The 23,497-nt window shown below is 62.5% G+C and carries 19 protein-coding genes and 1 other RNA gene; 11 read left to right on the top strand and 9 right to left on the bottom strand.

The window, feature by feature from the left end; genetic code table 11:
• Positions 1 to 13 precede the first annotated feature (13 nt).
• The gene (gene sucB / locus FO013_RS05765; RefSeq protein ID WP_143921621.1) at positions 14 to 1,867 is read left to right on the top strand and encodes a 2-oxoglutarate dehydrogenase, E2 component, dihydrolipoamide succinyltransferase; all 1,854 of its coding nucleotides are present in this window, start codon (positions 14 to 16) and stop codon (positions 1,865 to 1,867) included.
• A 107-nt stretch (positions 1,868 to 1,974) separates the two neighbouring features.
• On the opposite strand, the gene FO013_RS05760 is transcribed toward sucB, so the two are convergent.
• A complete protein-coding gene (locus FO013_RS05760) occupies positions 1,975 to 3,447 on the bottom strand; it encodes a serine/threonine-protein kinase (RefSeq protein ID WP_143921620.1) in 1,473 nt (490 codons plus the stop codon).
• A 178-nt stretch (positions 3,448 to 3,625) separates the two neighbouring features.
• Between FO013_RS05760 and lipB the strand changes: the two genes are divergently transcribed.
• The 3 genes from lipB to FO013_RS05745 are packed head-to-tail and all read left to right on the top strand — an operon-like array spanning position 3,626 to position 6,114.
• Positions 3,626 to 4,264, top strand: a complete 639-nt coding sequence (gene lipB, locus FO013_RS05755) for a lipoyl(octanoyl) transferase LipB (RefSeq protein WP_143921619.1) — start codon at positions 3,626 to 3,628, stop codon at positions 4,262 to 4,264.
• Positions 4,265 to 4,274: 10 nt separating this feature from the next.
• Positions 4,275 to 5,327 carry a lipoyl synthase gene (gene lipA, locus FO013_RS05750; protein ID WP_143921618.1) on the top strand — a complete coding sequence of 351 codons (1,053 nt, stop codon included), beginning with the start codon at positions 4,275 to 4,277 and terminating at the stop codon, positions 5,325 to 5,327.
• A gap of 55 nt (positions 5,328 to 5,382) precedes the next feature.
• The gene (locus FO013_RS05745; protein WP_143921617.1) at positions 5,383 to 6,114 is read left to right on the top strand and encodes a DUF4191 domain-containing protein; all 732 of its coding nucleotides are present in this window, start codon (positions 5,383 to 5,385) and stop codon (positions 6,112 to 6,114) included.
• A 187-nt stretch (positions 6,115 to 6,301) separates the two neighbouring features.
• Here the strand turns inward: FO013_RS05745 and FO013_RS05740 are convergent, their stop codons facing one another.
• A complete protein-coding gene (locus tag FO013_RS05740) occupies positions 6,302 to 6,742 on the bottom strand; it encodes an RDD family protein (protein ID WP_143921616.1) in 441 nt (146 codons plus the stop codon).
• 142 nt (positions 6,743 to 6,884) lie between these two features.
• On the opposite strand from FO013_RS05740, the gene glnA (FO013_RS05735) reads away from it, so the two are divergent.
• Positions 6,885 to 8,309: a type I glutamate--ammonia ligase gene (glnA, locus tag FO013_RS05735; protein ID WP_143921615.1), complete on the top strand. Its 1,425-nt coding sequence runs from the start codon at positions 6,885 to 6,887 to the stop codon at positions 8,307 to 8,309.
• 157 nt (positions 8,310 to 8,466) lie between these two features.
• Positions 8,467 to 9,936 (top strand): mycothione reductase, encoded by a 1,470-nt coding sequence (locus FO013_RS05730; RefSeq protein ID WP_143921614.1) that lies wholly within the window; start codon positions 8,467 to 8,469, stop codon positions 9,934 to 9,936.
• A 9-nt stretch (positions 9,937 to 9,945) separates the two neighbouring features.
• On the opposite strand, the gene FO013_RS05725 is transcribed toward FO013_RS05730, so the two are convergent.
• Genes FO013_RS05725 through FO013_RS05715 form a run of 3 tightly spaced genes read right to left on the bottom strand, consistent with a single transcriptional unit; the run spans position 9,946 to position 14,557 of the window.
• The gene (locus FO013_RS05725; protein ID WP_143921613.1) at positions 9,946 to 12,987 is read right to left on the bottom strand and encodes a bifunctional [glutamine synthetase] adenylyltransferase/[glutamine synthetase]-adenylyl-L-tyrosine phosphorylase; all 3,042 of its coding nucleotides are present in this window, start codon (positions 12,985 to 12,987) and stop codon (positions 9,946 to 9,948) included.
• Between the two features lie 4 nt (positions 12,988 to 12,991).
• The gene (gene glnA / locus FO013_RS05720; protein ID WP_143921612.1) at positions 12,992 to 14,350 is read right to left on the bottom strand and encodes a type I glutamate--ammonia ligase; all 1,359 of its coding nucleotides are present in this window, start codon (positions 14,348 to 14,350) and stop codon (positions 12,992 to 12,994) included.
• 3 nt (positions 14,351 to 14,353) lie between these two features.
• Positions 14,354 to 14,557 (bottom strand): hypothetical protein, encoded by a 204-nt coding sequence (locus tag FO013_RS05715; RefSeq protein WP_143921611.1) that lies wholly within the window; start codon positions 14,555 to 14,557, stop codon positions 14,354 to 14,356.
• 328 nt (positions 14,558 to 14,885) lie between these two features.
• Between FO013_RS05715 and ald the strand changes: the two genes are divergently transcribed.
• Entirely contained in the window at positions 14,886 to 16,004 is a 1,119-nt protein-coding gene (gene ald, locus FO013_RS05710) for an alanine dehydrogenase (protein WP_143921610.1), read from the top strand.
• A gap of 166 nt (positions 16,005 to 16,170) precedes the next feature.
• On the opposite strand, the gene FO013_RS05705 is transcribed toward ald, so the two are convergent.
• A complete protein-coding gene (locus FO013_RS05705; RefSeq protein WP_143921609.1) occupies positions 16,171 to 16,896 on the bottom strand; it encodes a FadR/GntR family transcriptional regulator in 726 nt (241 codons plus the stop codon).
• Between the two features lie 164 nt (positions 16,897 to 17,060).
• Between FO013_RS05705 and map the strand changes: the two genes are divergently transcribed.
• Together map and ppgK are read left to right on the top strand one after the other, a co-directional pair.
• On the top strand, positions 17,061 to 17,969 hold the full coding sequence (gene map / locus FO013_RS05700) for a type I methionyl aminopeptidase (protein WP_143921608.1): 909 nt from the start codon (positions 17,061 to 17,063) through the stop codon (positions 17,967 to 17,969).
• A gap of 1 nt (position 17,970) precedes the next feature.
• Positions 17,971 to 18,804 (top strand): polyphosphate--glucose phosphotransferase, encoded by an 834-nt coding sequence (ppgK, locus tag FO013_RS05695; RefSeq protein WP_143921607.1) that lies wholly within the window; start codon positions 17,971 to 17,973, stop codon positions 18,802 to 18,804.
• Positions 18,805 to 18,847: 43 nt separating this feature from the next.
• On the opposite strand, the gene rnpB is transcribed toward ppgK, so the two are convergent.
• An RNA gene (gene rnpB, locus FO013_RS05690) (RNase P RNA component class A) lies at positions 18,848 to 19,215 on the bottom strand.
• A gap of 120 nt (positions 19,216 to 19,335) precedes the next feature.
• On the opposite strand from rnpB, the gene FO013_RS05685 reads away from it, so the two are divergent.
• Complete coding sequence (locus FO013_RS05685; protein ID WP_260848012.1) at positions 19,336 to 20,112, top strand: YaaA family protein; 777 nt, start codon at positions 19,336 to 19,338, stop codon at positions 20,110 to 20,112.
• 44 nt (positions 20,113 to 20,156) lie between these two features.
• On the opposite strand, the gene FO013_RS05680 is transcribed toward FO013_RS05685, so the two are convergent.
• The gene (locus tag FO013_RS05680; protein WP_143921606.1) at positions 20,157 to 20,885 is read right to left on the bottom strand and encodes a zinc ribbon domain-containing protein; all 729 of its coding nucleotides are present in this window, start codon (positions 20,883 to 20,885) and stop codon (positions 20,157 to 20,159) included.
• Positions 20,886 to 20,930: 45 nt separating this feature from the next.
• Entirely contained in the window at positions 20,931 to 21,764 is an 834-nt protein-coding gene (locus tag FO013_RS05675) for a Nif3-like dinuclear metal center hexameric protein (protein ID WP_143921605.1), read from the bottom strand.
• Between the two features lie 154 nt (positions 21,765 to 21,918).
• On the opposite strand from FO013_RS05675, the gene FO013_RS05670 reads away from it, so the two are divergent.
• Complete coding sequence (locus FO013_RS05670) at positions 21,919 to 23,460, top strand: fatty acyl-CoA synthetase (protein ID WP_143921604.1); 1,542 nt, start codon at positions 21,919 to 21,921, stop codon at positions 23,458 to 23,460.
• The last annotated feature ends 37 nt before the right edge of the window (positions 23,461 to 23,497 follow it).

Here is a 23,497-nt window from a genome sequence, read left to right as displayed (position 1 = left end):
GGAGACGAAAGACATGTCGAATTCCGTGCAGATGCCGGCTCTCGGTGAGTCGGTGACCGAAGGAACAGTCACCCGCTGGCTGAAGTCCGTCGGTGAAGAAATCGAAGTAGACGAGCCGTTGCTCGAGGTGTCGACCGACAAGGTCGACACGGAGATCCCCAGCCCGTACGCAGGTGTTCTCGAGAAGATCTTGGCCGACGAAGACGATGTCGTCGAAGTCGGTGGAGACCTTGCCTACATCGGCGACGGCAGCGGATCCGATTCCGCAGACTCGACCGAGGCGCAAGACTCCTCCGATGAGGACTCGTCCGAAGCAGCCGAGGGATCGGAGCCCGCAGCGGAAGAGGAAGCCGTGGAGACAGCCTCTGACTCCACAGACGAATCAGCTGCTGAAGCACCGGCCTCGTCGGGTTCCGAAGGCGAAGGCACCGAGATCACCATGCCAGCGCTTGGTGAGTCCGTGACCGAAGGCACCGTTACTCGGTGGCTCAAAGAGGTCGGCGAAGAGGTAGAAGTCGACGAACCTCTGCTCGAGGTGTCCACCGACAAGGTCGACACAGAGGTCCCCTCCCCAGTGGCAGGAACAGTTCAGGCACACCTGGCCGAAGAGGACGAGACCGTCGAGGTCGGAGCACCGTTGGCTCGCGTCGGCTCGGGCGCTCCCGCCTCCTCCGACTCGGGATCCTCCGATTCGGAGTCGGCTGAGGCAGAGTCTTCCGCCGCTGATGAAGAACCTCAGGAGGAAAAGGCTCAGGAAGCCCCTGCTGAGGAACCAGAGGAAGAAGCACCTGCCGAGGACGAGAAGTCCGCACCCGCAGATGAAGCGCCGAAGCAGGAGACCTCTGCCCCTGCGGCGTCGAAGCCTGCCGCGGCGAAGTCCGAGAGTCCAGCATCTGCTCCCGCCGCTGCTGACACCGTTGGTGAGAATGCCGCATATGTGACCCCTCTCGTGCGGCGTCTGGCACGCGATGAGGGAGTCGATCTGAGTTCGGTCACCGGCACCGGTGTGGGCGGACGCATCCGCAAGCAGGACGTCGTCGCCGCGGCCGCGAATCGTGGTTCGGCAACGTCGGGTTCGGCAGCTCCGGCAGCCGGCGGCGCCAAGGCACCGTTCAAGCTCGAGATTCCTGAGGAGGCTGCGAAGCTTCGTGGCACCACGGAGAAGGCTTCGCGCATTCGCCAGACGATTGCCAAGCGGATGAGCGAGTCCCTCGATGTATCGGCTCAGCTGACCCAGGTGGTCGAGGTCGATATGACTCAGGTCGTGAAGCTGCGCAAGGCCAACAAAGAAGCCTTCCAGTCAAAGCACGGCTCGAAGCTGACCTACCTGCCGTTCTTCGGGAAGGCCGTCGTCGAGGCGCTCAAGCAGCACCCGAAGGTCAACGCGCAGTACGATCTGGAATCTCAGCAGATCACGTACTTCGATCATGAGCACCTGGCGATCGCTGTGGACACCCCTCGGGGACTCCTCGTGCCTGTGATCAAAGACGCTGGCGACCTGAGCATCGCCGGGATCTCGAAGTCCATCGACGATGTCGCGGACCGAACTCGCAACAACAAGATCATGCCTGATGAGCTCTCGGGTGGAACGTTCACCATCACCAATATCGGTTCGGTGGGAGCTCTGTTCGATACTCCGATCATCAATCAGCCGCAGATGGGCATTCTGGGCACCGGTACGATTGTGCGACGTCCGATCGTCGTCAAGACTGCAGACGGGGAAGAGTCCATCGCCATCCGCGACATGGTCTACCTGCCGTTGACCTACAACCACCAGTTGGTTGACGGTGCGGATGCAGGACGATTCCTGCAGACGATCAAGGCGCGTCTGGAAGAAGGCAACTTCGAGGCGGACCTCGATCTCTGATATGTATCAGGAGCAGTTCCTGAGGTGAGTCGCCAGACTCTCCAGGGAGATGGGAAGGCCGGTCACTGATGTGGCCGGCCTTTCTCATCCCTTCAGGCCTCTCCCAATCAACCGACGATCTCCGTGACTGCGAGAATCTTCCAGGCACTGCCATGGGGCACCAACTCGAACTCGACGTGGGTGGGCTCGAACCCTGCCTCCTTCCCTTCGGACGTGACGCTCGTCGACATGCGGGTCCGGACCAGGATGTGGTTGTCCGTCTGCTCTCTGACGACTGGATCGTCCAAGTCGATCGCATAGTCGTTGCCGACGAAGGCGTGGAGGTCGAGCAGCTCATCGGCCGCTGCTGCTGAGGAGTCGGGGACAGTCAGATTCGCTAAAGCCTGCTCATCACCGGCGCTCAACGCATCCGAGCGCTTTCGGCAGAGGTCATCCAGCAGCGCAAGGATCTGGCTGTCCGACATTCTCCCGGCATCCCTGTCCGACATTCTCCCCGCATCGCTGTCCGGCTCACGCGTTCCCGGCACGGAGCCCTCTGCCGAAGACGGCACCGAGTCCTCTGGCGAACTCACCGAGGCGGCGGTTCCCTCCGTGCTCCACGTCCTGACCATGACGGCCCCGCCGAGGATCGTTACGAGAACTGCGATGAGAGCCCAGGCTCGCAGCCCGGTCGTCGGCTTCTGTGGTCGTCGTTCCACACTCGGCAGCCGATCCAGCAGACTGCGACAGCCCTCACCGAACGTTGATGACAGACGAGTCAGCCGGTTTGGACTCATTCGGCCTCGGTGACGTCCCCGGCTCCGCCTGGGAACACCTTCTCGGCTGGCTGCCCGCAGCCGGCTTGCGGTGCCTGTGGCCTCGTTCCGACCTGGGGTCATCGCGGTATCGGGCCGACGCACGGGCGTGGGTGACTTTGCTGCTCGCAATCGGGCCGTCAGGGCCTTTCCTGGGTCGAGGTCGGGTTCAGCAGGAAGCAGCGGGAGCGCACTGGCGGCGCCGGTTCGACGCAGTGCCGCGCTCACCTCGTCGAGGGTGTCATTGAGACCGGAGACAGCACACGAGTCGCCCAGCAGCTGTGCGACCAATGTCTGCAGCGGCTGGGAACAGCCGTCCAAGGCGACGGAGACCGGAAGGGGACTCTGCTCCCACGGACGACCGTGCGCTGCGTGAAAGAGCATCTCTCCGACCGCGAATCGGGTCGAAGCGGGTGAGGTCCGGCTGATTCCGGGAATGATCCGGGGGTGGCCATCGGCATCGAGGCCGATGCTATCGAGGCAGAGACGAGATTGCGCATGGCTGCTCCCCTGCAGCTCGTCGACGATGCCGAGGAAGAGCGTGGCCAACTCCCCTTCCACCAGCCCCTGGTAGGAACGGACAGCGTCGAGGACGAGTCCGCCGGCAAGCGGTTTCACGAGGAGAAGGGAGGTAGAGCCGGTAGGCAGATCGACTTCGGCGATGCCGAGAGCATCCGGATGATCTGCGTCGAAGCCGCCATGGGCGACTCCCCAGAGCGTCTGCCCCTGAGCATTCACCAGTCGATGAATGTCGTCAGAGATCGGGGCTTGGAGTTCCCACGTCATTGTTCGTCATCTCCGTCGATGGATTGCGCGGCATTTATAGCGCGATATGATTCGATTTGACTGTATTTAATAGTGTTTGATGTCTCGATCTATGTCAATAGGGTCAGAGCGCCCAAAGGTGTTGAGGCTCATCTTCAGTGAAATTGAACCCCCGGGTGAAGGGACATAGTCTGGAGGCATGCCTCTGGTCACCGAAACACTGGGCTTCGCACCCGTTTACTCGGACTACCTGCGAACCTGGGACTTGCAGAAGAAGTATCACGAAGAAGTGCTCGCTGGGGATCGCAGATCAACGATTCTCCTGCTCGAACACCCGCCGGTCTACACTGCGGGAAAACGTACGGAAGACCATGAGCGGCCGACCGACGGCACAGAGGTAGTCGATGTCGACCGTGGAGGGAAGATCACCTGGCATGGGCCGGGTCAGCTCGTCGCCTACCTCGTGTACAAGCTCAATGACATCAAAGAGGTCAGACTGTTCGTCTCTCAGCTCGAGGATTCGATGATCGAACTTCTCGCTGAGTACGACATCGAAGCCACGACCATCGAGGGGCGCGCGGGTGTTTGGATCCTCGGAGACGGAACCCGCCGTGACCGGAAGATCGGCGCAATCGGCATCCGCATCCACGAGGGCGTGACCATGCACGGTCTGGCACTGAACTGCAGCAATGACCTCGACGCATACGAATCGATCATCGCCTGCGGGATCACGGACGCCGACACCACGACCATGAGTGCAGAACTCGGACGAAGCGTGACACCTGAGGATGTCGCGAACCGCCTTGACGAGATCCTGCACCACCACATCACAGCCTAGGAGAATTGACGTGACCATAGCGCCAGAAGGCCGTCGCATGCTCCGTGTCGAAGCACGGAACTCAGAGACGCCGATCGAAGACAAGCCCGCCTGGATCAAGGCAAAGGCCCATATCGGCCCCGAATACACGTCTCTGAAATCACTGGTTCGCAAGCAGGAGCTGCACACTGTCTGCGAAGAAGCCGGCTGCCCCAATATCTTCGAATGCTGGGAAGACCGCGAAGCGACGTTCCTCATCGGCGGCGAACAGTGCACACGACGCTGTGATTTCTGTCAGATCGATACAGGCAAGCCTGCCGATTTCGATGCCGATGAACCTCGCCGTGTGGCAGCCTCCGTCGGAGAGATGGGCCTGCGCTATTCGACGATCACCGGAGTTGCCCGCGACGACCTCGACGACGGCGGCGCATGGCTGTATGCCGAGACCGTACGTCAGATCCACAATCTCGACAGCACCGATGGAAGCGGTACGGGCGTCGAACTCCTCATCCCTGACTTCAATGCTGAACCCGATCAGCTGGCCGAGGTCTTCTCCTCACGTCCGGAGGTGCTGGCTCACAATGTTGAGACTGTCCCCCGCATCTTCAAGCGGATCCGTCCGGCCTTCCGCTACGAGCGGTCACTGTCCGTGATCACCCGGGCACGCGAGGCCGGCCTCATCACGAAGTCCAACCTCATGCTGGGCATGGGTGAGACGAACGACGAGATCATCGAGACTCTGCGTGACCTGCACGCGGCTGGGTGCGATCTCATCACGATCAACCAGTACCTGAGGCCCTCCCCGCGCCACCATCCCGTCACTCGATGGGTCAAGCCGGCCGACTTCGTGATGCTGCGCGATGCCGCACAGGACATCGGATTCTCAGGCGTCATGTCCGGCCCCCTGGTGCGTTCCTCATACCGTGCCGGCCGCCTGTGGGCGACCGCTATGCGCCACCGTGGGGAGCAGATCCCCGCCCACCTGTCCCACCTTGACAAGCACACTCCTGCCAAGCAGGAGGCTCAGGCCGTTGTGGATACATTCGGTCCGGGCGAAGAGGTAGACTTGACTGCTGAGCAATGAGAGCGCTCGGGGCCCGGCCCCGACGCCGATACGCCATTCAAGAGCAAGTGAGAGCATGAGCGAAGAACCGCGCAAGGGACTTTTCCGCCGGAAGCCCAAGGACCCGAACAAGAAGCCAGGGCGTCTGGCACAGATGAAGCAGGTCTACGAACTGTCGGCCAAGCACAACAAGGCCACCCCGTGGCTGTTGGCCGCGGCGATCCTCGGCTGCACGCTCCTCGGCCTGCTGGCCGGACTTCTGTTCGGCGGAGCGGTCTTCACAACGATCCTCGGCTTCATGGTGGGTCTGCTGCTCGGCATGTTCATGCTCGGCCGGTTTGCCGAAACCGCAGCTTTCGCACAGATGGACGGACAGCCCGGAGCCTTCGGCGCCGTCCTCAACACCGCCCGCCGCGGTTACCTGATGGACGACAAGCCCATCGCCATCGACCCCAAGAGTCGCGACCTTGTGTTCCGCTCGACCGGTCGTGCGGGAGTCGTTCTGCTCAGCGAAGGACCGAAGGGTCGCAGCGCGAAGCTGCTGGCCAAGGAGCGGAAGCGCCACGAGCGCATTCTGCCCAACGTCCCGGTTCACACGTTCCAGGGAGGCAACGAGGATGGCCAGCTGAAGATGAAGCAGGTCGTGCCGGCTGTGCAGAAGCTTCCGCGCAAGCTCAATAAGAACGAAGTGCTTGCCGTGCGCAATCGCCTCGCCGCTCTCGGCACTCAGGGGACTCGTCCTCCGATCCCGAAGGGCATTGACCCGAACAAGGCTCGCCCGAACCATAAGGCGATGCGCGGACGCTGATCTCTGCGTTCACACGTCGACACACTGCAGCGGTCCACACCGACGCACTGCAGCAGTCGCAGTAAGACCAGTGGGGCACCGACTCGATCGAGTCGGTGCCCCACTGGTCTTGCAATTTCGCTTCGGCACGAACAGCTCTCAGTCAGGACGACCGGTCCTCAGCCGGAGGCCTCAGCGATTGAGAACCTCAGCGTTTGAGAATGAGTGTGCCGGCGGCCAGATCATGGAGACCGCGATTGTCGCGGTTGAAGATCAGCGCGGGAATGACGAGGACGACCAGAGCAGTGCGGACGAGTGCTTTGGCGAAACCAGGCACATGACCGTCCAGGCGACGGACCTCGATGCCGAAGATCCTGTGCCCGACCGTGTATCCGAGAGTGGACACGAGCAGGAAGTGCTCCAGTGCGAAGATGCCCGGAGCCAGGAACGGATTGGACGAGCCGATGAGGTTGGCGATGGCCAGGCACAAGAACCAATCCACCAGGAGCCCCAGCAGTCTGCGCCAGGCGGGAGCGAGTGAATGTGAGCCGGTCTCCGGCAAACCCAAGCGCCTGCCCGGCCAATCGCCGTCTTCTCGCTCAATCTTGGGTCCCTCAAGCCAGGAACCGAGGTCATCACGATTAATCACGGACCCAGCTTACCCAAATCGAACCTGGACGCCCCTCAGGAAACATGCCCGAAACATGGACGTCATCACCACTTCACCTGCTTGCAACTAAGATTGGCAATGGTCAAGACAAACGACCACCATAATCTAACTAGGAGACTAAGTGTTCTCGTCTGCTGAAGAACTCGTCAACTACATCTCGGAGAACGACGTCAAATTCGTTGACGTTCGTTTCTGCGACCTCCCCGGTGTCGTCCAGCATTTCAACCTTCCTGCAGCCTCATACGGCACGGAAGAGATCACCGAAGGTCTGCTCTTCGACGGTTCCTCAATCACGGGCTTCCAGGGCATCCACGAATCGGACATGAAGCTGCTCGCCGATGTCACATCGGCCTACATCGACCCTTTCCGTGAGGCCAAGACCTTGGTCCTTACGCACTCGATCGTCGATCCCTTCACCGATGAGCCCTACTCTCGAGACCCTCGCCAGGTTGCGGCCAAGGCCGAGGCCTACCTCGAGAGCACCGGCATCGCCGACACCGTCTTCTTCGGCGCCGAGGCGGAGTTCTACCTCTTCGACTCCATCCGCTACCAGAACACCCCGGGCAGCAGCTTCTACAAGATCGACTCCGAGGAAGCCGCCTGGAACACGGGCGAAGACGAGCCCGGCGGCAACCTCGGCTACAAGACCCCGTTCAAGGGCGGATACTTCCCTGTCTCCCCCCAGGATAAGTTCGCCGACATCCGCGATCAGATGTCGCTGACGCTGGAGCAGATCGGCTTCGAGATGGAGCGGGCCCACCATGAGGTCGGCACCGCAGGACAGCAGGAGATCAACTACAAGTTCAAGACCCTGCAGCATGCCGGCGATCAGCTCCTCGACTTCAAGTACGTGATCAAGAACACGGCCTACGAACTCGGCAAGTCAGCTACTTTCATGCCCAAGCCGCTCTTCGATGACAACGGGTCGGGCATGCACTGCCACCAGTCGCTGTGGAAGAACGGCGAGCCGCTGTTCTACGACGAGAACGGCTATGGTGGGCTCTCCGATCTGGCTCGCTGGTACATCGGCGGCCTCATCGAACACGCCGGCGCAGTGCTGGCCTTCACCAACCCGACGATCAACTCGTACCGTCGCCTCGTGCCCGGATACGAAGCTCCCGTCAACCTCGTCTACTCGGCTCGCAACCGCTCCGCGGCGATCCGCATCCCGGTCACCGGCAGCTCGCCGAAGGCAAAGCGTCTCGAGTTCCGCGTGCCGGACCCGTCGACCAACCCCTACCTGGCCTTCTCCGCCCAGCTGATGGCCGGCCTCGACGGGATCCGCAATCGCATCGAGCCCCCGGAGCCCATCGACAAGGACCTCTACGAGCTCCCACCAGAGGAAGCCAAGGACATCAAGCTGGTTCCCGGATCCCTTGATGAGGCGCTCATCGAGCTCGAGAAGGACCACGACTTCCTCACCGCGGGCGACGTCTTCACCTCCGACCTGATCGAGACGTGGATTCGGATCAAGCGTGAGAACGAGATCGACGTTGCACGTCTGCGTCCGACTCCGACAGAATTCGAGCTCTACTACGCACTCTGAACCACGGCACTAGGGCTCGCCGACTGCCGAAAGGCATACGTGACCGCAGCCGCAGGGAATACAGTGGGGGCGTCACGGGTTGTCACCCGTGGCGCCCTTCAGTGCTTCCAAGCAGGGCGGACTTCTATGGTGACCACAACTGATACAGGGATGGACAATGACGCATTTCGATCTCCTTCTGATCGGCACAGGCTCAGGGAACATGTTCCTCGACGACCGATTCTCCGGCCTCAACGTGGCGATTGCAGAGGAGTGGCACTTCGGCGGAACCTGCCTCAACGTCGGGTGCATTCCCACGAAGATGTTCGTCTATCCCGCCACGATCGCCGAGCAGGCCGCCGACGCAACGGACTACAACCTCTCTACGGAGTTCAACAGCGTCGATTGGTCGGCGCTGCAGAAGCGCATCTTCGACCGTGTCGACGCCATCGAAGCCGGAGGCCGGGACTACCGCAGCGGCGATCGCCAACCCAATGTCACTGTCGTGGCCGAACACGTTCACTTCACAGGGGCCAAGACGGTGCGAACCGCCTCGGGTCAGGACATCACTGCTGATCGCATCGTCATCGCGGCCGGCGCCTCCCCTGTCATCCCCGCCGCCGAAGGCCTGGAACCGCAGCTGGTCGACACCGAAGGCTATCCCGTGTTCACGTCGAACTCGATCATGCGCATCCCTGCGAAGCCCGAACGGCTGGTCATTATCGGATCCGGCATCATCGCAATGGAGTTCGCCCACGTCTTCGCCGGGTTCGGCACCGAGGTGACCGTGATCGCACGTGGCCCCCGCCTGCTGGGCAACATCGACGAGGAGGTCTCACAGGAGTTCACGGACCTCTTCGAACGCACCCATACGGTCCACCGCGGAGCCGAGGTGGCCTCATACAGTTTCGATGACGACCAAGTGTCGGTGACACTGAAGGCAAGCGGCCGCCTCGGCGATGTCGATCTTCCCTCGCAGATAGACGCGGATGCGGTTCTCATCGCCACCGGACGGACACCGAACACCAAAGGTCTGAATGTGGTCGACGCCGGCTTCGATGTTCTCGATGATGCGCGTCTCAGCGTCGATTCACGCCAGCGTGTCCTCGCCCACGGACAGCCGGTCCCCGGCGTGTTCGCCCTCGGCGACATCAGCTCCCCGCACCAGCTCAAACACGTGGCCAATCACGAGGCCGATGTCGTCGGTGACAATCTCACCGTCGATGTGGCGGCCGGAGAGCCTGGCGCCGCCGCCGAGGCGGATCTGCGGGAGGTCAATCATCACGCGGTTCCCGGCGCCGTGTTCACCTCACCTCAGGTCGCCTACGTCGGCATCACAGAGGAGGAGGCTCGGCAGGCCGGTCACGCGACGAGTGTGAAGGTGCAGAAGTACTCCGACGTGGCGTACGGTTGGGCGATGGCCGATGACCCCGGCATCGTGAAGCTCATCGCGGACAAGTCGACGCATCAGATCCTGGGCGCCCACATCGTCGGTCACGAAGCGTCGATGATCGTCCAGCCCCTGATCCAGGCGATGGCATTCGGACAGCGCGCTGACGAGGTGGCAAAGCGGCAGTACTGGATTCATCCGGCTCTGCCCGAGGTCGTTGAGAACGCACTCTTGGGCCTTGAGCTCGATGGGGACTGATCACGTTTCTCAGAAGCCGTAGAAGTGCTCTTCCATGATGTTCCTGGCATGGCGGGTGGTGCGCAGGTAGTCGTCTTCGAGTTCGTGACCGCCGCCCGCCGGATATCCGAGCAGTCGGGCCGTGGCCTCTAGCTCGAAATGCTCCTCCGGCAGCGATTGGGCTGTGCGTCCCCGATACAGCATGACGGCTGATCGAACATCGGTTGCCAACTGCCATGCGGCCGCGAGCTCCTCGGCATCATCCGCGGGGATGAGCCCTTCTTCGGCTGCGACACTGAGCGCTGCCAGTGTCGAGGTCGTCCTCAGGCCGGGAATCTGGTGGGCGTGCTGCAGCTGCAGGAGCTGGACCGTCCACTCGACGTCGGAGAGGCTGCCCCGACCCAGTTTGAGGTGTCGGCGTTTGTCCGCATTGCGAGGCAGGCGCTCGTCCTCCATCCGCGCCTTGAGCGTGCGGACTTGGGTCAGCGCCTTCGTCGGCATCTCCACCGGGTACCGCAGCGGATCGATGAGTTCGGTGAAGTCCTCAATGAGGCCGGAGTCTCCAGCGACCGGGCGAGCCCTCAGCAACGCCTGTGCCTCCCAGGGCTGAGACCACTTGGCATAGTAGGCCCGGTAGGAGGACAGCGCTCGGACCAGCGGCCCGTTCTTACCCTCGGGCCGCAGATCCGCATCGAGATCGATGCCCTGCGCAGCGTCGCTGGCCTTGAGCCGGCTGCCGAGACCGAGTGCGAGCTTGGTGACGTGTTTGCTCAGCTTCGCTTTGTCCTCGGCCCTGAGCTCCTCACCGACAGAGCGGTAGACGAACGTCACGTCGGCATCGGAGAAGTAGCCGATCTCGTTTCCGCCCCACCGGCCCATTGCGATGATCGCGAACTCGTACAGCGGCGTCTCGGGCTGGTCGAGGTCCATACGGACGGCCTGCAGCGCGCCGCTGACTGCCAGATCCATCAGTGCCGAGAGATCGCCGGGGACCTTCGCCCGGTCCCCGACATCGAGGACGTCACGCAGAGCAATGCGCAGGAGCTCACGGCTGTAAGTCTCCCGGATCGGCGTGATCGCCGATGCCGCATGTCGTTTGAGGAGACCTCCGACTTCGGCCTCGAGTGCTTTCGGATCACGGGAGGTGAGGTTGTCGTAGTTGTCGAGCCAGGCTACTGCGGCCGGCTGGCGCAGCAGCAGTTCACTGGCATAGCCGGACAGCGAGAGGACGTCGGCCACCGATTTCGCGGCCAGACCGGAATCGCGGAGCATCTTGAGGAACCAGCCGGAGGACGACAGCGAGTCCGTGAGCCGGCGGAACGCCAGGAGCGCGGCATCGGGACTGACTCCGTTTGAGAACCAGTCCAGCAATGCCGGAAGAACTTGTTTGATGACGAGTGCTGTGCGTGACATGCCCGAGGTCAGCGCCTTGATGTGGGACAGAGCACCCTGTGGATCGCGGTAGCCGAAGGCCTGAAGGCGGTCGGCGGCGGCCTGCATGCTGCTGCCGCGGTTGTGGGCATCGACGACGGCACCGTGGACTCCGACTGCTGCGTCGAGGATGGGACGGTAGAAGATCTGATCGTGGAGGCGGGTGACCTGCTTCGCATAGTCCTTGCGGGTCTCTTCCAGCCGGGGTCCACTTCGTGAGCCGGAGGTGAAGACCGATCGGGAGAGGATGCGCAGCTTCTCATCGTCGTCGGGAATGAGCGCATTGCGCAGCATCCGCGGAATCTGGACTCGATGTTCGACCACGCGCATGAAACGGTAAGCGGCGGAGAAGACGAAGGCATCCTCTTTCCCGATGTACCCGTGTTCGCTCAGCTCCTCCAGGGCCACGAGCGTGTTCGGTGTGCGGATCTCCTCGTCAGTGCGACCGTGGACCAGCTGGAGCAGCTGTGCGGAGAACTCCACATCGCGCAGTCCTCCCCGTCCCAGCTTGATCTGTCGGGGCGCCTCGGCGGCCGGAATGAGGTCCACGACGCGACGGCGCATCGAACGGATGCCGTCGATGAACCCCTGCCGGCTGGCGGCCTCCCACACGAGCGGCAGGAGTGTCTCGACGAACTCCTCACCCACACCCACATCACCGGCCACCGGACGAGCCTTGAGGAGAGCCTGGAACTCCCAGTTCTTCGCGATGTCCGCATAGTAGCGAGTGAATTCCGACATCGTCCGCACCAGTGCCCCGGCCTTGCCCTCAGGACGCAGCGCCGTGTCGACTTCCCACAGAGCAGGCTCCGCGCCGGCATCGGAGAGGATGCCTCGCATTCGTTGGGCGACCTCCGTGGCCAGATCGCGCTGCTCATCACTCGTCGACGAATCGAGGACGAAGACCACATCGACGTCGGATACATAGTTGAGCTCGCGGGCCCCGGTCTTGCCCAGGGCGATCACAGCGATGCGAACCGTGCCCTCAGGATCGAGCTCTGCCCTGGCGATGGCCAGAGCAGCATCCATGGCAGCCGCTGCCAGGTCCGAGAGCACGGCCATCACATGATCGACGATCTCCTCGGGCGCTTCGGCGACGAGATCATCGGCGACCAGCCGCAGCTGTGCGTCGCGATAGGTGCGACGAAGATCTTTGATCGCCTCCTCGCCGAGGTGGTCCGCCGTGGGCGCAGGATCATCAGGATCGGCTCCCACGCTGGCCAGCAGATCGTTGCGTAGCGATGCCGCCGAGGCCGCGGGAGTGGAGATCATGAGGAACGGTGACCGCTCCACCAGCTGCGGCAGAGACTCCGGATGCCGCACGAGGTGGTCGACCATCGCCTCCGACGTGCCCATGACTGCGAGCACCCGCCTCAGCAGAGCACGGTCGATCTCATCCTCGGCGAGATCTTCCGCGGTCCCCGAACGGATGGCATCGAGGAACTGCGGCGCGGACTCGCCTGCGGCCTCCAGGACCCGCAGCAGACCGAGGGCGGCCGCGTGCGGATCCGGTGTCGCCTCGAGGAGATCGATGAAGCGTGAGTCGGTGGCCAGGGGCTGGCCGAGGAGTTCATCGATCTCGTCGAGGAATCGAGCGGCAGACTCGGTGACAACCGACGTGCGCGAAGTGATCCGGGCCATGAGACTACATCGAGGTGAAGTGTTTGCTGAGCTCGAACGGAGTGACCTGAGCGCGGTAGTCGTTCCATTCCCGCCGTTTGTTGCGCAAGAAGAAGTCGAAGACCTCTTCGCCCAGCGTCTCCGCGACCAGATCGGACTGCTCCATGATCTCAAGGGCGTGGGACAGACTGGAGGGCAGCGCTTGGATTCCCATCGCACGGCGTTCGGTGTCCGAGAGCTGCCACACGTTGTCCTCGGCCTCCTCGGGCAGCTCGTAGTCTTCTTCGATGCCCTTCAGCCCGGCCGCGAGCATGAGGGCATAGGACAGGTACGGGTTGGCAGAGGAATCAAGAGCCCGGTATTCGATGCGCGCGGAGGAGGACTTCCCCGAGTTGTACTGCGGCACGCGGACCAGGGCCGAACGATTCCGGTGTCCCCAGGAGATGTAGGACGGGGCTTCGTGACCTGTCCACAGGCGCTTGTACGAATTCACGTGCTGATTCGTCACCGCGGTGATCTCTGCTGCGTGGGTGAGGAGGCCTGCGATGAACTGCTTGCCGGTCTTCGACAGCTGATACATGGCTCCGGGCTCGAAGAAGGCGTTGTTCTCCCCCTCGAAGAGTGAGACATGTGTATGCATTCCGCTGCCCGGATGATCGTTGAGCGGCTTGGGCATGAAGGATGCGTAGACGCCCTGAGAGATCGCGACTTCTTTGATCACCGATCGGAAGGTCATGATGTTGTCGGCCATGGTCAGCGCGTCCGCGTAGCGCAGGTCGATCTCGTTCTGCCCAGGACCGGCTTCATGATGAGAGAACTCGACGGACAATCCCATGGCTTCAAGCATGGTGACTGCGGAGCGGCGGAAGTCGTTGGCGGTACCGCCGTTGACATGGTCGAAGTAGCCGGCAGTGTCAACGGGGATGGGTCTTGTTCCCTCGAGGATGCCGGTGCCCGGATCGAGGTTGTCCGTCTTGAACAGGTAGAACTCGATCTCCGGGTGAACATAGAAGGAGAAACCCTTCTCCGCGGCCTTTGCCAGCGTCCGCTTGAGAACGTTGCGGGGATCAGCCTGCGCCGGCTCTCCCCCAGGCACGTGGATATCGCAGAACATCCTCCCGGTAGGTTCCTTCTCGCCACGCCATGGCAGCAGCGAGAACGTTGAGGGATCGGGCTTGAGGACCATATCTGCCTCATAGACTCGTGAGAGTCCCTCAACGGCGGATCCGTCGAAGCCGATTCCTTCGGAGAATGCCCCTTCGAGCTCTGCCGGAACCACTGCAACCGACTTCAGCCCGCCGAGGACGTCGGTGAACCACAGGCGGATGAAGCGTACTTCACGGTCTTCAACGGTGCGAAGAACGAATTCTTCCTGACGCGACATTCCTCAGCCGTTCCACTTCTTGTCGTCTTCTTCCCACTCTTCATTGCGGGCCTGGGCCCGCTCGAGGGCGGCTCGAGCCACTTCCTCTGTCTCGTAGGGGCCCATGCGGTGGTCCGCATCGCTGACCAGGCCACGCTCAACCGAGTTGGTCTTGAGATTGAAGTAGTACTTCGAATCGGCATCGTCGATATCTTTGAACAGTCCCATGTCGAACCCTTCATCGTGGGTGTGGTGAATCCCTGACAGATTTCAGCTTACCGGTTCTGTCTGTCGCCGCCAGGACCGCACCGCACGACTTCGCCCGCACACGCCTGTGACCTCCAAAAACTGGACCGCTTCTGTGTCTGAATGCAACAAAATATGGTTTTTTCGCACCTGTGTGGTTGATATTCCACCGAATCCGTAGGCACGTGCACGAATACTAGCGATAAAGGTTTGCCCTGCAGACCTTCAAAGGAATACAGTGGAATGTATCCTCAGCCACAGTTCGATCTGGCTGGAACTGCCCATGGGGCAACATGAGAGAAGGAAAGCTATGCGCATTTCAGTGCCCACAGAGGTCAAGAACAACGAGTTCCGCGTCGCCATCACCGCCGCCGGTGTCCACGAGCTCGTTTCACATGGACATGAAGTCACGGTTCAGGCCGGTGCCGGACTCGGGTCATTCATCACCGACGATGAGTACACCGATGCTGGTGCCGCGATCGCTGCGGATGCGGCGTCCACCTGGGCCGCCGGGGACATGGTCCTCAAGGTCAAAGAACCCATCGCCGAAGAATACGGTTTCCTGCGCAAGGACCTGATCCTCTTCACATACCTGCACCTGGCAGCAGACGAAGCGCTGACTCAGGCACTGATGAGTGCAGGGACCACCGCGATCGCCTACGAGACGGTTGCGCCCGACGGTGGAGGCCTGCCGCTTCTGGCTCCGATGAGTGAGATCGCTGGGCGGCTGTCAACGCAGGTCGGCGCCCACAGTCTGCTCAAGGCTTCGGGCGGTCGCGGCATCCTGCTCTCAGGCGTCCCCGGTGTCGAACGGGCCAATGTCGTCGTCATCGGTGCAGGAGTAGCCGGCACCAACGCCGCTCGTATGGCCCTGGGCCTGGGTGCTGCCGTCGAGGTCATCGACATCAACATTCCCCGCCTGCGTCAGATCGACGAGACCTTTGCCGGGGCGATCGCTACGAAGGTCTCGAACAAATACGAGATCACGAAGTCCCTGGCCTCTGCCGACCTGGTCATCGGTTCGGTGCTCATCCCCGGCAAGAAGGCACCGAAACTCGTCACCGACGAGATGGTCGCGGGCATGAAACCGGGCTCGGTGCTCGTCGACATCGCCATCGACCAGGGCGGGTGCTTCGAGAACTCGAGGCCCACCACCCACGACGATCCCACCTTCGAGGTGCACAACTCGATCTACTACTGTGTGGCGAACATGCCCGGTGCGGTGCCCAACACTGCCACGGCCGCACTGACGAACGCGACTCTGCCGTTCGCGGTCAAGATCGCCAACCAGGGATGGCACGCAGCTCTGTCGAAGGATTCGGGTCTGGCTCGTGGACTCAATATCCACAATGGGCACGTCACCAACGACAACGTTGCCGAGGCCTTCGGTCTCGAGGCCGTCTCCGTCGCACACGCCCTGGCGAACTGAACGCACGAGCCCGGGTGAACCTCGCCTGAAGCACGCATGCGGAAGGCCGGCAGCATTGACCTGATGTCGGCCTTGCGCATTGTTCCAGGGCTGTCCTGATTGTTCCAGGGCAGCCCTGGACGCGTAGAAGACGGGCGCTGGAAGCCGGGGCGGAGCCGGTATGGTCTCAGCTGGCCGGCGGCATCGTCGTCGACCGGAAGTGCTCCTCGCACAGCTGGCCGGCGGCATTCGCATCTTGGTCGGCGATCGCCTCGACGATGGCTGCGTGATCGGCCACCGCATGGTCGAAGAGCTTGTGGGAGAAGGGGTCGTGGCGGAAGCCCGCGTTGATCCTGGTGTCGATATCGATGGCCATGCGTGCGAGCTCGGGATTGTGCCCGGCTCGAGCGATGGCGAAGTGGAACTGCGCGTCAGCCGTTCTGGCCACACCTGCCTCGGCGCGTTCAGAATACCTCTGTGCCAACTCCCGGAGCTCCGTGAGCTCTTCCTCGGTTCGCCGCAGAGCCGCAGTCGCGGCCAGACTGTTCTGAAAGATCGCACGGGCATCGAGAAGATTTCTGCGTTCGGCATGGAACTCACCGATGCGATCGGCCATCGGGGCAAGAGCCGTCGGTTCCGCGCTGGACACGAAAGTTCCGCCGCCGCGCCCACGCCGCCGTTCGACGACCCCGAGCCGCTCCAGCCGCAGCAGTGCCGCGCGCACACTCGAGCGTGAGACCTGAAGATCGGCGGCAAGGGCTCGTTCACCGGGCAGCAGGGTGCCTTCGGGAAGCGCGCCCACGGCGATGCCGGAGAGGATGTGGTCCGCGATCTGCTGGGGTGCGCTCGTCAGACTCACCACATCGCTGAGACCGGAGAACTCGGGACCGACCGAGGCAGTCTGCTCGTTCATCATTTCCCCTTCCGTTTCGTCTCGTCCATTGTTGCAACCTGTCGTCGCACACGCAGGCGACAATACCTGTCTCCACTCTAATTCCTCTCCGATGGCCCCCTCGCACCGGCAGACAGCGCAATTGTGGAATATCGGGGCTCAACCGCTCTAGAATCGAAGTCACCATGACTGATATGCCTCGCCTGCTCACGCCCGGAACCATCTCTCCTGAACTGGGTGTCCCCCAGAACATCACCCGACCCGAATACGTCGGTCGCGCCGATGCCGACGAAGGCAGGGGCAGCAACTTCTACTCCGCCGAGGAGATCGAGAAGGTCCGCGTGGCGGGCAGTATCGCGGCGAACGCTCTGGCCGTTGTGGGTGACATGATCGAACCCGGAGTGACTACCGATGCGATCGACCGAGTCGCCCATGAGTACATGTGCGACCACGGTGCCTATCCTTCGACACTGGGCTATCGCGGATTCCCGAAGTCCGTGTGCACATCGCTCAACGAGGTGATCTGTCACGGCATCCCCGACTCGACGGTCATCGCCGACGGGGACATCGTCAATGTCGACATCACCGCCTACATCGAGGGCATGCATGGAGACACGAACTACACCTTCTATGCCGGCGAGGTCGATGACGAGTCCCGACTGCTCGTGGAGCGGACGTGGGAGGCCACGATGCGCGGAATCAAAGCCGTCAAACCGGGCCGCGAGATCAACGTCATCGGTCGAGTCATCGAGAAGTATGCCAAGCGCTTCGACTACGGAGTCGTCCGTGACTACAGCGGACACGGGGTGGGACGGGAGTTCCATACCGGTCTCATCGTTCCCCACTACGACGCCGCGCCCGCCCACGCCGAGGTGATGGAACCGGGGATGATCTTCACCATCGAACCGATGCTCAACCTCGGAACCGTCGACTGGGACGTCTGGGACGATGCCTGGACAGTGGTCACCAAGGACCGGAAGCGCTCCGCCCAGTTCGAACACACACTTGTCGTCACCGAGACCGGTGCCGACATCCTCACCCTCCCCGATGCCGATGCAGCCATCGCTGCAGGGCCCATGACCCGACAGGACTGAGATGACAGACGATCAGCAGGGACGCTTCGCCATTGGAGTCGACGTGGGCGGAACGGGAATCAAATCCGCGCTCGTCGACACGGAGACCGGCAATCTGGCGTTCAAGCGGGCGCGGGTGCTCACCCCCAAGCCCAGCTCCCCTGTCGCTGTGGCCGAGGCGATCACACAGGTGGTCGAACTCCTCGTGTCCAAGGCGCTCGAGTTGGGAGTCGTCGATGACAGATCTGCTCTGGACGCTCTGCCGATCGGCTGCGGGTTCCCCGGCGTTGTCCGTGATGACCATGTGGACTACGCCGCGAACCTCGACCAGTCATGGATCGGGTCGAACATCACCGCGATCCTCACCGAACACACCGGCCGGCGCTTCTACATCATGAACGACGCGGACGCGGCAGGACTGGCCGAGATGACCTTCGGTGCCGGTCGCAGATACCGGAAGAAGACAGTGCTGCTGACGACCCTGGGCACCGGCATCGGAACAGCACTCTTCACCCAGGGGCGTCTGGTGCCCTACACGGAGCTGGGACACATCGAGATGAACGGCCGGGACGCGGAGACCCAGGCAGCTGAATCGGTCAAGGTGCGCGAGGATCTCAGCTACGTGGAGTGGGCTCAGCGGTTGCAGCAGTACTATTCGCAGGTCGAACTTCTGGTGGCCCCCGATGTGATCCTCATCGGCGGAGGCATCTCGAAATCGCATGCAGAGTTCCTGCATCTGATCAGCACCCGCGCCGAGCTGCGGCCGGCGAAGCTGTTCAACAATGCCGGCATCGTCGGTGCCGCCATTCTGGCTGCCAACAACGGCAAGGCCAAAGTGAAGAAGGGGTCGGCCTAGATCTGACGCGACTGCCAGACGTCGCGACCGCCAGACGTGAGGTGAGGACAGGCCACCGATACGCCGGGTTCTGTCATCGAGTCGGTTGCCCTTCTCGACGGACGGTCATCTATCTGGGACCGATGTTGCCACCGGCCTCGAGCAATCCACCCGACGACTCGGCGAGCAGCCTCGAACGTCGCCTGTCTGATCTTGCTCCGGATGGGGTTTACCCAGCGGTGCCGGTCACCCGGCACCCTGGTGGTCTCTTACACCACCGTTTCACCCTTACCCAGTCGGAACTGGGCGGTCTGCTCTCTGTTGCACTGGCCCGCGGGTTACCCCGGGTGGGTGTTACCCACCATCCCTGCTCTGTGGAGCCCGGACGTTCCTCAGCCCTCGTGAAAGAGCCGCGACCGTCTGGTGACCTGTCCTCGAGTACAGAAGTCTACCCTCATCGCCGGGACCCTTCGTCGCGGCGATGAGCCAGCAGTGATGAATCTAACGTGGACGGCGATTCGAGGCCCAAGGGTTGGGACCTACGATGGTGAGGTGAAGATCCTATTGCCGCCCTCAGAAGGTAAGACTCCCGCGAATTCGGGTTCCCCACTCAACCTCCCAGGACTTTCGGCACCGGATCTCAACCCGCAGCGCAAGAAGGTCCTGAGTGCCCTGCAGAAGGTCTCCAAAAGAAAAGACGCGCTGGGTCAGTTGGGCGTGGGAGCCTCACTCTCAGCCGACGTCGAACGCAATATCAGTCTCGACACCATCCCGTGCGCCCCGGCCCTGCAGACGTACTCCGGAGTCCTCTACGAAGCGATGGGCGCCCCGGACCTCGTTGCCGATGCCATGGCCGACGAGACCCTGGCGCAGCGGCTGCGCAACGTCCACGTGTTCTCGGCACTCTTCGGCCAAGTCAACGGTCTCGATCCGATCCCCGCCTATCGGCTGGCGATGAAGACGGACCTGGGCACCCTCGGAAAGCTGTCTTCGTGGTGGAAGCCGGTCCTGGCCAAATCATTCACGATCGACCCCGCCGAGGTGATCCTCGACTGCCGCTCCAGCGACTACCGAGCCGCTTGGCCGGGCCCGCATGAGCAGGTCGTGACCCTGGGCGCAGTCAAGGTCAACGGCACCAAACGCAGCGTGGTCTCCCATTGGGCGAAGTACTATCGCGGCGAGCTCGTCGGCCGACTGCTCGCAGACGAGCGTGAGCTGCCGACAAGCTCTGCGGATCTGCTCTCACGGGCCGAAGAGTCCTATGAGGTCGAGTTCACCCCGCATGCCAAGAGCCGACCGGCGGCGCTGACGATCGTGCTGCGCGACTGAGGCCCTGCAGCTCTCAGAGGTCAGTCACAGTCCGTGGGCTCGCCTCAGCCTTTGCGCAGCAGAACCGCCTCGCACTCCTCGCACTCATAGGTCTGATTCGGGTCCTCGAGCAGCATGCCCTTCCATGCCATGCCGCTGATCTCCTGGCCACAGGCTTGGCAGTTCGGCCCGTTCAGGATCGCAGCCCCGGGCCCGCCCGCAGCGACATTCTGGTCAAACTGTCGAACTAATGCCTCGGGCAGGTCGGCCTTCAGCTTCTGCGCCGAGGCACTGTTGGCCTCAAGCTCCGCGGCCAACTCCGCCTTGCGGTCCTTGATGGACTTCTGCATGGTACGGCCGGAGGCGATCACCTCGGCGAGGGAGGACTCCACCTCTGAGAGAACGGCCTCAGCGGATTCGAGTTCCTCCATGGAACCGAGCTCAGCCTCCTCGAGTTCAGCGACCCGTTCCTCATGGCCGGAGATCTCGCCCTGCAGATTCACGAGATCTCGGCTGGTCAGTCCGGTTCCGTCGTTGAGTTCGAGAGTCTTCTTCTTGATCTGAGCGTTCTGCGATTCGATGGCCGCGGCATGCTCGGCAACGTCGGTACGGAACTTCTCCACCACCTCGGCGGCCTCGGTCTTCTTGGCCTCGAGCTCTTTGTGCGAAGACACGAGGTCCTTCAACGCCGACGCTTGGGTGGGATTGTCGTGCTCGTGTCGCAGCGCGCGTCCGTGGGAGGCGAGTTCGATGAGTGACTCGAGTTCTGTGCGTTGTTCGGCGGTGATCAGCATTCTGGGTTCCTTGTCATCGAGGCGTCAGGGGTCGTGTGCAGAGAGTCAATAGCGTTCGACCCAGGGATCGGTGTTGACCGCCGAATGCTGCAGGGCGATGCTGAATCCGCGCTCGGCGAATTCGGTCTCCAGCTGTTCCGCGGCCGCGGTGAGCCAGACGGTCTCCGACGCCCAATGGGAGACATCGATGAGCTGTGGTCGACCTCCCTGCCTATTGGCGGTGTCGCGGGCCTCGGTGGCGGGATGGTGGCGAAGGTCAGCGGTGATGTAGACATCTGCGCCGCTGGCCCTGACCTCGTCGAACAGGGAGTCCCCCGCTCCACCGCAGACGGCGACTCGGGTCACGGCTGCGGCCGGGTCGCCGGCGATGCGCACACCCGTCGTCGTCCGCGGCAGACGGTTCGAGAGAGTGCGGGCGATATCGCGGACGGGCGTCGGCGTGGGGAGGTCTCCGACGCGGCCGATGCCGGTGCTCGATCCCTCAGCATGAGGGACGAGTGGGACTGCGTCCTCGATGCCGAGCAGGGAGATGAGCGCATCCGAGACTCCCCCACGCGCCGAATCCGCATTCGTGTGGGCGTTGAACAAGGCGATGTCATTGCTGATCAGGGTGTGAACGGCGCCGCCCTTCAGGGTTGCGGCATTGACGGACTTCACAGGTTTGAGCATGAGCGGATGATGGTTGAACACGAGGTCCGAGCCCAGCACCACCGCCTCGGCGATGACCGCGTCCATGGGGTCGAGTGCGAGCAGGATAGAACGGACCTCGGCATCGGGATCCCCCACGGCCAGCCCCACCGAATCCCAGCTCTCAGCCAGGGCCGCAGGCCACAGTGTTTCGAAGACGTCCACACACTCACTGACCTTCGGGTATCTCATGCCACCACAGTATTACATCCGAGCAGCAGCGGTCAGGCGCTGGTCACCACGGGGCCTCAGCGGGAGCGACTTCGCAACACAGAATTGTCTGGGACACCGGGAAAATATGTGAGACGCGGTTCACCCGGCGATCCTTCGGCTATAGATTTGGGCCATGACTACGAATGCATCGACCACACCGTCGCCCGATCTTCACTTCTCCTCGACCGTCGCCGATATCGCGCGTCGCAGCGCGGGACGTTTCGGCGACGACATCGCCGTCGAGTTCGGCGACCGCACCTGGACCTATTCCAGCCTGGACTCTGCGGTCACGGCCGTCGCGCGTGAACTCGTAGCCCTCGGAGCGCAGAAGGGTGATCGCGTCGCCGCCTACGGGAAGAACTCAGATCTCTATCTCCTCCTCTACCTCGGATGTGCTCGCGCCGGTCTCATCCATGTGCCGGTGAACTATCAGCTCAAGAACGACGAGCTCAACTACATTCTGGAAAACTCCGGAGCGAAGTTCGCTTTCGCCGATGCCGATCTCCTCGACGCAGTCAGCGCAACGCCGACCGGTGCCGCCGTACAGGTCAGGGACTTCGCCACGCTCCTTGAAACTGCCACCGCCACGGACACTGCTCCGGCCGCTCCTGGCGAATTCGACGTCGCGGACACCGACGTCGCACAGCTGCTCTACACCTCGGGCACCACCTCGGCGCCCAAGGGAGCGATCATGACCCACCGTGCACTCGTGCACGAATACATGTCATCGCTGATGAGCCTCGATTTCGCACCCACTGACCGCGTCGTCCACGCTCTTCCGCTGTATCACTCGGCGCAGATGCACGTCTTTCTGATTCCTCTGCTGTCCATCGGGGCGCACAACATCGTCGTGCCCGCACCTGTTCCCGAGCAGCTGCTGGCGATCTTCGAAGAACGCGAGATCAACTCCTTCTTCGCGGCCCCCACGGTATGGGTCGCCCTGGCCAACAGCCCGGACCTCGACACCCGTAACCTGGAGAGCCTGCGCAAGGCCTACTACGGCGCCTCGATCATGCCCGGACCGGTGCTTGGGAAGCTTCGGCAGCGTCTGCCGAAGCTCGGCTTCTACAACTGCTTCGGCCAATCCGAGATGGGGCCCCTGTGCACCGTGCTGCGGCCCGAGGAACACGATGACCACGCCTCCTCGGCCGGCAGACCCGTCTTCTTCGTCGAGACCCGCGTCGTCGACAGCACCGGAAACGATGTCGGCGTCGGGGAACAGGGCGAGATCCTCTACCGCTCGCCGCAGCTGTGCGAAGGCTACTGGGATCGGCCCGAGGCAACCGCTGAAGCCTTCGACAACGGCTGGTTCCATTCCGGTGACCTCGTCACGGTGGACGAATCCGGTTTCATCGAGGTCATCGACCGAGTCAAGGATGTCATCAACACCGGCGGCGTGCTTGTGGCCAGTCGACAGGTCGAGGACGCAATCTTCGAACTCCCCCAGGTCGCCGAGGTGGCCGTCGTCGGGGTCGCAGATGAGAAATGGATCGAAGCCGTCACCGCTTTCGTCGTCGTCAAATCCGACCAGCCCGAGATCACCGAGGCGGATGTGCTCACCCATGTCAAGGACCGTCTGGCTGGATTCAAGGTGCCAAAGCGAGTCGACTTCGTGGCCGAACTGCCCAAGAACTCCGCAGGCAAGATCCTCAAACGTCAGCTGCGCGAGGCCTGAACCTCAGACCAGGTTCCGGCCGCGAATTGGTGCCAGG

It is taken from the genome of Brevibacterium aurantiacum, from assembly GCF_007558825.1.
In the GTDB taxonomy this organism is placed as follows: Bacteria; Actinomycetota; Actinomycetes; order Actinomycetales; family Brevibacteriaceae; genus Brevibacterium; species Brevibacterium aurantiacum_A.
Note: the sequence above shows the minus strand (reverse complement) of the source record. Positions and strands in the feature narration are given on the sequence as shown.